This is a genomic window from Ideonella dechloratans, assembly GCF_021049305.1.
Classification (GTDB): Bacteria; Pseudomonadota; Gammaproteobacteria; order Burkholderiales; family Burkholderiaceae_C; genus Ideonella; species Ideonella dechloratans.
The window spans coordinates 1-12,872 of the sequence record NZ_CP088081.1 but is presented as its reverse complement, the minus strand read 5'-3'; the positions used below and the strand labels follow the sequence as shown (position 1 = coordinate 12,872).

Annotated in this window: 7 protein-coding genes; all 7 read right to left on the bottom strand. The window is 64.7% G+C overall.

The annotated features are described in order from the left end of the window. Positions 1-4: 4 nt before the first annotated feature. The 7 genes from LRM40_RS00035 to dnaA all read right to left on the bottom strand — a co-directional run bounded on the left by LRM40_RS00035 (position 5) and on the right by dnaA (position 12,872). Positions 5-3,265 carry a type I restriction endonuclease subunit R gene (locus LRM40_RS00035; protein WP_151125518.1) on the bottom strand — a complete coding sequence of 1,087 codons (3,261 nt, stop codon included), beginning with the start codon at positions 3,263-3,265 and terminating at the stop codon, positions 5-7. Between the two features lie 41 nt (positions 3,266-3,306). After that, the gene (locus LRM40_RS00030; RefSeq protein WP_151125519.1) at positions 3,307-4,629 is read right to left on the bottom strand and encodes a restriction endonuclease subunit S; all 1,323 of its coding nucleotides are present in this window, start codon (positions 4,627-4,629) and stop codon (positions 3,307-3,309) included. After that, positions 4,626-6,743, bottom strand: coding sequence for a type I restriction-modification system subunit M (locus tag LRM40_RS00025; protein WP_151125520.1), 2,118 nt, complete (start codon positions 6,741-6,743; stop codon positions 4,626-4,628). The genes LRM40_RS00030 and LRM40_RS00025 overlap by 4 nt, the downstream gene beginning before the upstream one ends. 20 nt (positions 6,744-6,763) lie before the next feature. After that, on the bottom strand, positions 6,764-7,204 hold the full coding sequence (locus LRM40_RS00020) for an AlbA family DNA-binding domain-containing protein (protein WP_151125521.1): 441 nt from the start codon (positions 7,202-7,204) through the stop codon (positions 6,764-6,766). A gap of 167 nt (positions 7,205-7,371) precedes the next feature. Next, positions 7,372-9,897, bottom strand: a complete 2,526-nt coding sequence (gene gyrB, locus LRM40_RS00015; protein ID WP_151125522.1) for a DNA topoisomerase (ATP-hydrolyzing) subunit B — start codon at positions 9,895-9,897, stop codon at positions 7,372-7,374. 122 nt (positions 9,898-10,019) lie between these two features. After that, entirely contained in the window at positions 10,020-11,126 is a 1,107-nt protein-coding gene (gene dnaN / locus LRM40_RS00010) for a DNA polymerase III subunit beta (RefSeq protein WP_151125523.1), read from the bottom strand. A 222-nt stretch (positions 11,127-11,348) separates the two neighbouring features. Then, entirely contained in the window at positions 11,349-12,872 is a 1,524-nt protein-coding gene (gene dnaA / locus LRM40_RS00005; protein WP_231067638.1) for a chromosomal replication initiator protein DnaA, read from the bottom strand.

Below are 12,872 nucleotides of genomic sequence, written 5' to 3'. Positions count from 1 at the left end.
GCGCCTAAGCGGCCCACTTCCGACCCCGGATGGCGTACTCCACCATCAGGTCGTACACGTTGTCGCACTTCTGCTTGAACGCCGTGCGGTCGTAGGTCTCGGGCAGGTCCTGGTCGAGCACCCGCTCGATCTCGGCCCTGACCTGCTTCTGCGTCTGGGCGTTCATGTGCCAGCCCTGCACCAACACCTTGGGTTGCTCCGCCACCAGGCGCTGAAGCAGGTGCTTGGCCGCCAGCTTCACACGCTGGGTTTCGTCTTGGGTCAGGGCGTCCTTCTTGAGCAGGTCAAAGATCTCGAGTTCGTCTTCGGTCAGCCCTTCCCGGATGGCACGCTCGGCTTCCTCTTTGAGTGACTGTGCGAAGGCGGTCAGCTCTTCGTAATAGTTCTCTGTGGCGGTGGCGCCGGAGTTGTAGGTGTCGATCACCTTCTGCAGCCGCTGCACGAAATCGCCCCGCGTGCTGTTCTGGGCCAGCATCTCGGCCAGCTTGCGCTGCAGAAAGGCCTGCAGGTCCGCGATCTCGATGTTCTTGTAGGGGGCCCGCTGGAACTCCTCTCGCAGCTTCTCGACGTTGACCTTGCTGAGGTCCCAGGCCTTGCCGCGCTGCACGATCTTGAACTGAGTCTCGAACTCCTTGGCCGCCAGAACCTCGGCCTTGTCCACCACCACGCTGGCATCCATCAGGGCCTCGAGGCGCTGCACGGCGTTGTCGATGTCGGCCTGCTCGACGATGGCATCCATCACCCCGCGCAGGAACTGGAAGGCCGACACCACCTGGCTCTTGCCCTGCCCCAACACCTCCGGCTTGCACGCTTCGTACAGCGAGGAAATGGTGTTCTCGTAGACATTGAAGGACTTGCGTTGCTCCTCGCTGGCCAGCAGCGTGTCCGCAAAGCCGTTGAACCGCCCCAGCTTGGTGAACACGTCACCGCCGTCCAGGGCTTCCTGCAAGGCCACTCCCTGGGTGTGGCAGAAGGCGAAACCCTGCTCGATGGCCTCGTCCAGCAGGGCGAAGAGCTGGCTCTTGTCCTGCACCGGCAGCTCCTCGTCGTCCGGCCCGGCCGCGTAATCGCGCAGGGCCTTCTTCATCCGGCGGAAGACGTTGTAGTAATCCACGATCTCGCCATGGCGCTTGGCCACGCCGTGAATCTCATGGCCGGTCACCCGGTTGGCCCGCGCGATGGTCTGCATCAGCGTGTGGCCCTGCATGGGCTTGTCTAGGTACAGCGTGCTCACCGTGGGGGCGTCAAAGCCCGTCAGCCACATGGCGCAGACGAACACCAGCTGCAGCGGGTGTTCCGGGTCCTTGAAATTGAACTCGATGTCGTGACCATTGGCGTCCAGCGCGTTCATGCGCTGGCGGTGAGGCTTGATGTCGAGGTTCTTCTTGGCGAACTTCTCTTCCTCGCCTGCTTCCTCACTGACGATCACCGCCATCTGTGCCGCACTCATCCAGGCCTTGAGCTGCTTCAGGCGCTGCCGCTCCACATCATTCTGCGTGGCCGTGATGCGCCCGTTCAGCGCCTTGATCTCCGCCTTCCACAGGGACTGCACCTTGTCGTACATGGTCACAGCGGTGAACTTGTCCACCGAGATGACGATGCCCTTGCCCAGGTAGCCTCGACGAGGAAAGTGGAAGACGATGTCGCGGGCGATGGTCTCGAGCCGGTCGTCCACCTTGATGACCGCCATCTCCTGGGCGAAGCGCTTTTCCAGCTTGGCCTGGGCTGGCTCGTCCAGGTTCTCGTCTTCCAGAATCTCGGCGAACTCCTCGCTCAGGTCGTCGTTCTGGATCAGCACCTCCGGCACGCGCTTCTCGTAGAACAACGGCACCGTGGCGCCGTCCTCCACGCTCTGCTGGAAGTTGTACTCGGACACGTAGTCGCCGAACCAGGCATTGGTCTTGCGCTCATGACCCAGCAGCGGCGTGCCGGTGAAGGCCAGGAAGTTGGCATGGGGCAAGCCGGCGCGCATGTTCTCGGCCAGGCCGGCGTATTGCGTGCGGTGCGCCTCGTCCACGATGACGACAATGTCGTCGCGGTCGGACAGCAGCGGGTAGTCCTTGCCCTTGTCGTAGCGGAACTTCTGGATCAGCGTGAACACCACGCGCTTGTTCTTGCCCAGCATCTCGCGCAGTTGCGCGCTGCCCTTGGGCCGCACATCGTCCTTGGGCGCCACCACGCCGGTGTGCAGGAAGTTGCGGTAGATCTGGCCGTCCAGGTCATCCCGGTCCGTCACCACCACGAAGGTGAAGTTGCCGGTGAGCTTGCGAAAGATCTTGCGCGTGTAGAACACCATCGAGAAGCTCTTGCCCGAGCCCTGGGTGTGCCAGAACACACCCAGCTTGCCGCCCAGCTCGCGCCGGCGCTGGAACTGCGCGAAAGCGTTGTTCACCCCGATGAACTGGTGGTTCTGCGCGATGACCTTCTGCGTCTCGCGGTAGAACACGCAGAAGTTCTCCACGTAGTCCAGCAGCCGCTCCGGCTTGAGCAGGCCCAGCACCACGCGCTCCACGCTCAGGCCCTGGGCGGCAATGGCCGGGCGGTCCAGCTTCTCCTTCTCGTCGTCTACCCGCAGCCAGGTGAAGAAGTGCTCCCACTGCGCGGCCAGGCTGCCCAGCCGGGTCTCGATGCCATTGCTCAGCAGGCACAGCGCATTGGCGGTGAAGAGCTGCGGGATCTCGGCCTTGTAGGTGGTCAGGTTGTCGTCGAAGGCTGCACGCAGCTTCACATTGCTGTTCTTCAGCTCGATGAACACCAGCGGCAGGCCGTTCACGTACAGCAGCACGTCGGGCCGGCGGTAGCCATGCTCGCCGCGCACCCACAACTGACTCACCGCCAGGTAATGGTTGCGGCCGGCGCGGGGGTCGGGCTCGTCGAAGGCTATGACCTTCAGCCGCTCGGTCACGCTCTGCCCCGCCTGCGGTCCGGCCTCGGGCTTGTAGGTCACCGGCACGCCGTCGCGGATGAGGGTGTCCATCTCCCGGTTGGCCGCCACCAGGCTCATGGCCGTGCGCGGCTGCACCAACTGGGCCAGGGCCTGGTCCACCGCGTGGGCCGGGGCCTGCGGGTTCAGCCGCTCCAGCGCGGCGCGCAGCCGGTCGGCCAGGATGACCTCGCGCTTGTCCGTGCGGCCGGAGCCATCGCTCAGGTCGTCGGGCTGGGCCGTGAAGCAGTTCAGCGCATCGAAGCCGCACAGGTGCTGCAGCCGCTGCAGCAAGGCCTGCTCGATGTCGTCTTCGCTGATGAAGTTCTTCGCGGCGGCCACGGCACCTCCCTGGTGTTGCCGGTTGTGGAGAAGAAGACCTGCTAACGGGCGATTGCCTCACGCGGCGCAGCCTCTGCGGGCGGCGGCTGCATGCTGGGCGGGAACTGGATGTCTAACGCCTCGACGCGGAGTTTGCCGGAGATCAGGCGGGGGAGCAGCGAATCGCGGGTAGCGCGCAACCTACGGTTCATCTTGGTCAGCGATTCCACCTCGTCAAACATGGGCCTGGCTTGCTGCTCGTAGGCTGCGACCAGCTTCACTGGGGGCGTCAAAATGCGAATCCGCTTGAACGTCCCCTTGGTCAACTCTGCGAAGGTCGCGCCACCGGAAAGCATCTCGAAGTGCGGTTTGGCGAGCTTGAGCCAGTGGTACAGATAGGTCAGCGGGTAGCGTTGGTTCGGAATGCAGGTGATGAAACCTTGATTCGTACAGGCCGGAGCGCTGTTGATACCGATGGCGCCAATCGTGGCGCGGCTCGTCATCATGATCGAGTGGGCCGGGAAGAGGTTCGCGGAGCAGTTCTGCAGACCCTCGTCGGTGCACTTGTCGGCCGACTCCTCCAAGTAGGGGCTGCTGGCGCCAGTGATGTCAGTGGGCGTGTACCAATGCACCTCGCCATCTACCCAAAAGCGCGGGTTGTCCTTGGCCGGCGTGGCGCCGCCGTAGAACTTGAAGGCATCGAGGACGGGCTCATGCGTCCAGTCGGTCGGCATGCCCTTGTCAAAGACAGCCGACTTTGCGCCCGGAAACCGCATCCGCACAAACCACTCGCGGTAGATCTCCTCGGCCAAGGACTCCAGCAAGGCGATGCGGCGCTGGTTGTTGGCGATCAGGTCGTCGTAGGCTGCAAGCACAGCAGCGATCTGGTCCTGCACTGGGCGCGGCGGACAAGGTAGCTCGATTCGATTGACGATGTCTTGGTTCAGTGAACTCATCGTGGCCCCGAACGAGCAAAGCGCTTGCATCCAGTCTTGGTGCCCCTTGGTTCGCAGGTAGAAGGAAACGAAGCGCACGTTGAAGCGAGAGCTTCGCAAGCGCAGGCGCAAGCAATCCGAACCCTGAACCCAGCCGTCCTGGGCTGAACCAATGAGAGCATGCCGCTCTACAGCGCCTTTGCGGCCAAACACGATATCGCCAGCGCGCAAAACGTGGTGATGCAACTGCTCGGCTTTCCCTTCGGATACGTACTCCAGGTCATCCGCCCGCACATCGCCAAAGCCGACGTTGCGGACGTTTATGACTGGGATGCCTTCCGGCACGTACTCGGAGGCGCTCAGTTGCGTTCCGAAAGGGCCTGTCTGAAGTGCCGCTTCGTGCGCCTGGACAAGACTGCCTACGCTGATGCATGGCCATACCTCAGTCATGCAGCGTCTCCGATCAGCGCGGCGACGTTTGACTGGATCACAGACTCAAGATGCCTTGCGTCGCTGACGAGCGCTGCGAGTTCATCGTTCGCATCGCTCAAGTCTGCCAGGAACTCCTCCTCCGTCTTGCCATCCTCCTCGATCACCACGCCCACATACCGCCCCGGGTTGAGCGACCAATCCTGCTCGGCGATTTCCTCGCGGCGGGCCAGCTTGCAGAGGCCGGTAACGTCCTCGTAGGCTGCCTGGGGAAAGCGCTCCTGCAGCCAGCTCACATGCTGGTAGTACAGCTCGGCGGCCTTCAGCTCATCGTGCAGTGCCTGCACCGCCGCCTTCACACCCTTGGTCTGGCGGTTGGCGGTGGCACGCTTGCCGTCTGCCTTGGTGGCCTCGGCCTTGCGCTTGTCCATCTCGCGGATGGCTTTGTCCAGTGCCTTCACGGCTGCGTGCAGGCCGGTGAAGAAGGGGGTGAACTGGGCGCGCAGCAGGTGCTGGGCTTTGTTGCGGTCCTCCACGCTGTGCTTCTGGCCGCGGGTGCGTTCGTGCTGGTCCTGGGCCTGCGCCAGCGCGGCCAGTTTCCCCCACTGGGCTTTCAGCGCCGCAATCGCGTCGCGCGCCGCCTGGCTCGCCTCAGCATCGGCCGCCTCTTCGGCCAGCACGGCCAGCAGACGCTCGCTCAGCGTGGGCAGTTGTTCGGCAGCCTCCTTCAACTGAGCCATGCCCTGGTGCAGGTAAGCGTCCACCTGGTCCACAAATTCCTGGCGGCGGCCCTTGTGCAGGCGGGGGATGAGGGCGATGTTCTGGATCTGCGCGTCGCTCAGCTCGCGGTGGGCGCGGTCCACCTGGGTGAAGATGTTGCGGGCGTCGATGAACAACACCTTGTCATCCGTCTTGCCCTTGTCGAAGAACCACAGCGTGGCCGGCAGGGTGACGGTGTAGAACAGGTTGGACGGCAGCGTGAGCATGCCGTAGATGAGGTTGTGCTCGATCAGCGTGCGGCGGATGTCGGCCTCGGAGTGGCGGGCATCGCTGGCCGAGTTGGCCATGACCAGCGCGGCGCGGCCGCCGGGCTTCAAGGACGTGGCGAAGAGGTTGATCCAGAGGTAGTTGCCGTTGGGCACGGTCTCGACGGCCTTTTCCTTGCCGTCCTTACCCTCTGACTTCTTGGCCTTGGTCTTGTTGCGCGGCACGCCGTAGGTGTTGAAGCGGCGGTCCTTCTCCACGGCGTCCAGCGTCACGTCGTCCACGTTGAAGGGCGGGTTGGCCATCACGTAGTCGAAGGCACCGAAGGCGTTGAAGGGGTCTTCGTAGTAGGTGTTGGCCTGCTTGATGTCACCGCGCAGGTTGTTCACGGCCAGGTTCATCTTGGCGAGCTTGACGGTCTCCAGCGTTTTCTCGGTGCCGCAGACGAAGACGTCCAGATCGGCCGCCTTGTCGGCCTGGTGCTGCAGGATGAACTCGGCCGACTGCACGAACATGCCGCCGGAGCCGCAGGCGGGGTCGAACACCTTGCCGCCATGGGGCTCGATGATCTCGGTCATCAGCTTGACGACGGAGCGCGGCGTGAAGAATTCGCCGCCGCCCTGGCCTTCGCTGAGCGCGAAGTTGGCCAGGAAGTATTCGTAGATCTGGCCGAACACGTCACCGGAGGCATCCACCGGGATGTCCGAGAACAGCTTGAGCAGGTCCTTCGGGATGTGCTGGTTCTTGGGGCTGCGGGTGAAGCGGTCGTACTCCTCTTGCGGCAGCACACCCAGCAGCTCGGGCTTGGTGTTCTCGATGCTGGCCATCGCGCGGCGAATGGCTTTGGCGATGTCTTCCTTCTCGGGCAGATTCAGCAGGTGGTCGTAGCGGGCAAAGTCCTTCAGGTAGAAGCCGCACTTCTGAATGGCGATTTCTTCCAGGGTGCGTTCGCGCCGGGTGCCCTTGAGCTTCTGGTATTCCTGCAGGATGGCCGGCTCGTGCTGGCGGTATTTGTTGTCGGCGAACTTCAGGAAGATCAGGCCCAGCACCGGGGTGCTGTACTCGCTGGCCTTGAGGTCGGAGTTGGCGCGCAGCTTGTCGGCGGCGGCCCAGAGGTCTTTTTCGAGTTGCTTGAGCTGGTTGCGGTTCATGGCCCGGCAATGGCAGGCCCTCAGGCCCAGTAGGGGATGTATTCGGCAAACTTGTTGCCGCTGCTGGTGTCCTTGCGCTTGATGCGCCCGGCGGCCACGGCGTCGGCAATCAGGTTGGTGATGCTGTTGCGCTGCTTGTCGTGCAGCTGAAAGCGCTGGCGCAGCGAGGTGTTGGTCAGCGTCTGGCTGGAGGGGGACTGCAGCACGGCGTGTTGGTCGCAGGCTTCGATGCGCTCCGCCTCGTCCTGGGCAATGCCCTGTACCTGCCCGCTGTTGCTCACCCTGAAGACCAGGGTCCCACCGCCCGCCAGGTTGGCCAGAGCCATCAGGTGCTCGGCCAGGCGGTCCTTGTGGGTGGAGAGGCTACTCTTCCAGTCCAGCTCGTTGAGCTCATGGGGAACCGGTTGCAGGCTCTCCTGCAGCACTGCTGCGGCTTGGGCGACCCAGTGCTTGCTGCTCATGTGATGACAAGTGCTTGATCTGAAAAGAGATTTTCAGAATTTCCGGATTCGGGTGTGATACCGGGACACTGGGCGACTCAGCCGCGGGGAAAACCCCGCGGTGTGATAGCAAGTTGTTGATTTAACGGGATTAAACGACGGCTTCCGGATTCGGATGTGATAACCGATCAAGCGTCGATATTCGCCGCCCTCAGCGCATTCGTCTCGATGAAATCGCGCCGCGGTTCCACCTCGTCGCCCATCAGCATGGTGAAGACCTTGTCGGCCTCGATGGCGTCTTCGATCTGAACGCGCAGCAGGCGGCGCACCTCGGGGTCCATCGTCGTTTCCCAGAGCTGCTCGGGGTTCATTTCGCCCAGGCCCTTGTAGCGCTGGCGGCCCACGCTGCCTTCGGCCTGCTGCATCAGCCAGGCCATGGCGGCGCGGAAGTCGGCCACGCGCATTTCCTTGGCCTTCTCGCCTTCGCCGCGCTTGACCACGGCCTCGTCGCCCAGCAGGCCCTTGAACTCGCGGCCCACCAGGGCCAGGGTTTCGTAGTCGTCGCCGTGCAGGAAGTCCGGGCCGATGATGCTGCTCTTGACGTTGCCGTAGTGGCGGCGGCTGATGCGCAGCAGGTGCTTGTCGGTGCGTTCGTCGAAGACGGCTTCGACGTCGGCATCGTGCAGCGCGGCCTTCAGGGCCAGGGCGCTGGCCTCGGCCCGGGCGGCGTCGTCCAGGTTCAGGGTCAGGCCGTCGCTCAGGGCGCGCAGGGCCTCCACGTCCATCCAGTTGGCCAGGCGGTCGATGACGTTGTTGGCCTGCACGTAGTGGCGGGCCAGTTCGGCCAGGCGTTCGCCCTGCAGCACGGGCTGGCCGTTGCCGGGGTTGATGCTGGCGCCGTCCAGGGCCACCTTGAGCAGGTAGGCGTCCAGGGCCACGCCGTCCTTCAGGTACTGCTCCTGCTTGCCGTGCTTGACCTTGTACAGCGGCGGCTGGGCGATGTAGATGTGGCCGCGCTCCACCAGGTCGGGCATCTGGCGGTAGAAGAAGGTCAGCAGCAGGGTGCGGATGTGGGCGCCGTCCACGTCCGCGTCGGTCATGATGATGATGCGGTGGTAGCGCAGCTTGTCGGGGTTGAAGTCGTCCCCGCCCATGCCCTTGCCGATGCCGGTGCCCAGCGCGGTGATCAGCGTGAGGATTTCCTGGCTCGACAGCAGCTTCTCGTAGCGCGCCTTCTCCACGTTCAGGATCTTGCCGCGCAGCGGCAGGATGGCCTGGAACTTCCGGTCGCGGCCCTGCTTGGCGGAGCCGCCGGCGGAGTCACCCTCCACGATGTAGATCTCGCAGAGGCTGGGGTCCTTCTCCTGGCAGTCGGCCAGCTTGCCGGGCAGGCCCATGCCGTCGAGCACGCCCTTGCGGCGGGTCATTTCGCGGGCCTTGCGGGCGGCTTCGCGGGCGCGCGCGGCGTCCACGATCTTGCCGCAGATGGTCTTGGCGTCGTTGGGGTTCTCCAGCAGCCAGTCGGTCAGCAGGCGGCTGACGATGTCCTCCACCGGCGCGCGCACCTCGCTGGAGACCAGCTTGTCCTTGGTCTGGCTGCTGAACTTGGGCTCGGGCACCTTGACGCTGACCACGCAGGCCAGGCCTTCGCGCATGTCGTCACCGGCGATGTCGACCTTGGCCTTCTTGGCCAGCTCGTTGTCTTCGATGTACTTGTTGATGACGCGGGTCATCGCCGCGCGCAGGCCGGTCAGGTGGGTGCCGCCGTCGCGCTGGGGGATGTTGTTGGTGAAGCACAGCACCGACTCGCTGAAGGAGTCGTTCCACTGCATCGCCACTTCCACGCCGACGTTGGTGCCCTGGTCGCTGAGCTTGTCGCCCATGGCGTGGAAGATGTTCGGGTGCAGGATCTTCTTGCCCTTGTTGACGAACTCTACGAAGCCCTTGACGCCGCCGGCATAGGCGAAGTTGTCTTCCTTCTGGGTGCGCTCGTCGATCAGGCGGATCTTGACGCCGTTGTTCAGGAAGGAGAGTTCACGCAGGCGCTTGGCCAGGATGTCGTAGTGGAACTCGTTGTTTTCCTTGAAGATCTCGGTGTCCGGCAGGAAGTGCACCTCGGTGCCGCGCTTGTCGGTGGCGCCGGTGATCTTCATCGGGCTGGTCTCGAAGCCGTCCACCACCTCGATCACGCGGTCCACCGGCACGCCACGGCGGAACTCGATGAAGTGGGCCTGACCGTCGCGGCGCACCGTCAGGCGCAGCCACTTGGACAGCGCGTTCACGCAGGAAACGCCCACGCCGTGCAGGCCGCCGGAGACCTTGTAGCTGTTCTGGTTGAACTTGCCGCCGGCGTGCAGCTCGGTCAGGGCGATCTCGGCGGCCGAGCGCTTGGGCTCGTGCTTGTCGTCCATCTTGACGCCGGTGGGGATGCCGCGGCCGTTGTCCACCACGCTGATGGAGTTGTCGGCGTGGATGGTGACGACGATGTCGTCGCAGTAGCCGGCCAGGGCCTCGTCGATGGAGTTGTCCACCACCTCGAACACCAGGTGGTGCAGGCCGGTGCCGTCGGAGGTGTCGCCGATGTACATGCCCGGGCGCTTGCGCACCGCCTCCAGGCCTTCCAGGATCTGGATGGACTCGGCGCCATAGCCGCCGGAGCCTTGGGGGGCGGGGGTGGGCTGCTGGCTGTCGGGGGTCGGGGTGGTGTCGCTCATGGGGCTCTCGGGAAACTCTCGAAAGAGGCCCGGCGCTGCAAAAGCGCCGGGGCTTTGAAACGCTTCAAGCGGGTGCCCCGGTCAGAGGCGGTCCCGCTTGTGCTGTGAGAAAAGGGCAGGCGTCAGATCCGCATCGGCATCACGACGTACTTGAAGCCGTCCTGCTCGGGCACGGTGATCAGCGCGGCAGAGCTGCCGTCGTGCAGCGCGATCTGCACCATCTCGCTGTCCATGTTGGCCAGCGCGTCCATCAGGTAGGTCACGTTGAAGCCGATCTCGATGGCGGGGCCGCCGTAGTCGATCTCGAGCTCTTCCTTGGCCTCTTCCTGCTCGGCGTTGCTGGAGGCGATGCGCAGGGCGCCCGGCTCCACGTTCATGCGCACGCCCTTGAACTTCTCGCTGGTCAGGATGGCCGCGCGCTGCAGGCTGGCCAGCAGCGGGGTGCGGCCCAGGATGACCATGTTCTTGTGGTTCTTGGGGATGACGCGGTTGTAGTCGGGGTACTTGCCCTCGACCAGCTTGGTCACGAACTCCATGCCCGAGAAGCTGAACTTGGCCTGGTTGCCGGCGAACTGCAGCTCGATGGGGTCCTCGCCGGTGCCCAAGAGGCGCATCAGCTCCAGCACCGTCTTGCGCGGCAGGATGACCTCCTGCTTGGGCATGTCGGTCTCCAGCTCGGCCTGGGCCAGGGCCAGGCGGCTGCCGTCGGTGGCCACCAGGGTCAGGGTCTTGCCCTCGGCCACGAACAGGATGCCGTTGAGGTAGTAGCGGATGTCATGCACCGCCATCGCGAAGTGCACCTGGTCGATCAGGCCCTTGAGCACCTTCTGCGGCACGCTGAAGGCCGGGCCGAAGTCCACGGCTTCGTTGACCAGCGGGAAGTCCTCGGCCGGCAGGGTCTGCAGCGTGAAGCGGCTCTTGCCGCCCTGCAGGGTGAGCTTGCTGCCGTTGGCCGTCAGGCTGACGATCTGATCGGCCGGCATGGAGCGCAGGATGTCGATCAGCTTGCGCGCACCCACCGTGGTGCTGAAGGCGCCCTCGTCACCGCCCAGCTCGGCGGTGGTGCGCACCTGGATCTCCAGGTCGCTGGTGGTCAGTTCCGTGGTGGCGCCGTTCTTGCGCAGCAGCACGTTGGCGAGGATGGGCAGGGTATGACGCCGCTCGACGATGCCGGAAACCGCCTGGAGGGCACCCAGCAATTGTTGTTGTGCGGCTTTCAAAACAATCATGTCTTCCTCTTTCAGATGGGTCGTTGTAGTAGGAACGGACCACCGGTGTGGAAAACGCCATTTTCACCTGTTTTGACAGGCAGTTAGCAGGCGGCTTTCATTGGGGATGAGCGGGGGGCTTGCGGCGGGGCAAACAGACAACAACTTGGGCCCGATCGGCGGGGCGGTGGACAAGCCGGGACTTGTCCGAGACTTGTCCCCAACCCCGGGCCTCGCCGGGCTTCAGCCCTTGAGGGTCTGCTCCAGCACGTGCAGCTGCTGGTTCAGCTCGGTGTCCTTCTGCCGCTCGCCACCGATCTTGCGCACCGCGTGCAGCACCGTCGTGTGGTCGCGGCCGCCGAACAGCTCGCCGATCTCGGGCAGGCTCTTCTGGGTCAGCTCCTTGGCCAGGTACATGGCAATCTGGCGTGGCCGGGCGATGCTGGCCGGGCGCTTCTTGCTGTACATGTCGGCGATCTTGATCTTGTAGAAGTCGGCCACCGTCTTCTGGATGTTCTCCACCGAGATCTGCCGGTTCTGGATGGACAGCAGGTCCTTGAGCGCCTCGCGCGCCAGGGCGATGTTGATTTCCTTGTGGCTGAACTTGGCGTAGGCCAGCACCTTGCGCAGCGCGCCTTCCAGCTCGCGCACATTGGCCCGCACGTTCTTGGCCACGAAGAAGGCCACGTCCTCGGGCATGGGCGCGCCCTCGGCCTTGGACTTGGCCAGCAGAATCGCCACCCGCATCTCCAGCTCGGGCGGCTCGATGGCCACCGTCAGGCCGGCGTCGAAGCGGCTGGTCAGCCGCTCGTCGATGTCCACCAGCCCCTTGGGGTAGGTGTCGCTGGTCATGATGATGTGGGCCTTCTTGGCCAGCAGGGCCTCGAAGGCGTTGAAGAACTCTTCCTGCGTGCGTTCCTTGCCGGCGAAGAACTGCACATCGTCGATCAGCAGCAGGTCCAGCTGGTGGTACTTGGCCTTCAGCTCGTCGAAGGTCTTGCGCTGGTAGTTCTTCACCACGTCGGAGATGAACTGCTCGGCGTGCAGGTACAGCACCCGGGCGTTCGGGTTGTCCTTGAGCAGGGCGTTGCCCACCGCGTGGATCAGGTGGGTCTTGCCCAGGCCCACGCCGCCGTAGATGAACAGCGGGTTGTACATGACGCCCGGCGCGCCGGCCACGTGCAGGGCGGCGGTGCGGGCCATCTGGTTGGCGCGGCCGGCCACCAGGGTGTCGAAGGTCAGGGCCGGGTTCAGGCGGCTGCGGCTGGCCGGGCTGGGTGCGGCCGGGGCCCGCACCTCCACCGGCTCGGGGGCCGGGCGGCCGGGGGCCAGTGCCACGGCGCCCGGGGCGTTGGCCGGCGCGTCCTCGGCGCTCGGGATCAGAGCGGCCTGCTGGCGCGGCACGGCCTGGGCCGCGGCGCTGGCGGCGTGGCTCATGGCGCGTTGCAGCACCGCCGCGGCGCTGTTGGGGCGCGACGGCAGCGGGCGCGGGCTCAGGGCAGGCACCTCCCGCGGGGCCAGCGACAGCTCCAGCCGCACCGGCTTGCCGGCGAGTTCGCTCAGCACCGCCTCGATGCGGGGAGCGTACTGGGACCGGATCCAGTCCAGCTTGAAGCGGTTGGGCACGCGCAGGCCGAACACGGTCCCCGCCTCGCCATCCTCCATGACGTCGGCCGGGGGCAGGGGGCGGATCCAGGTGGTGTACTGTTGTTCAGGCAGTTCGGTGGCGAGTCGCTCGCAGCCGCGTTGCCAGAGGTCGATGCTCAT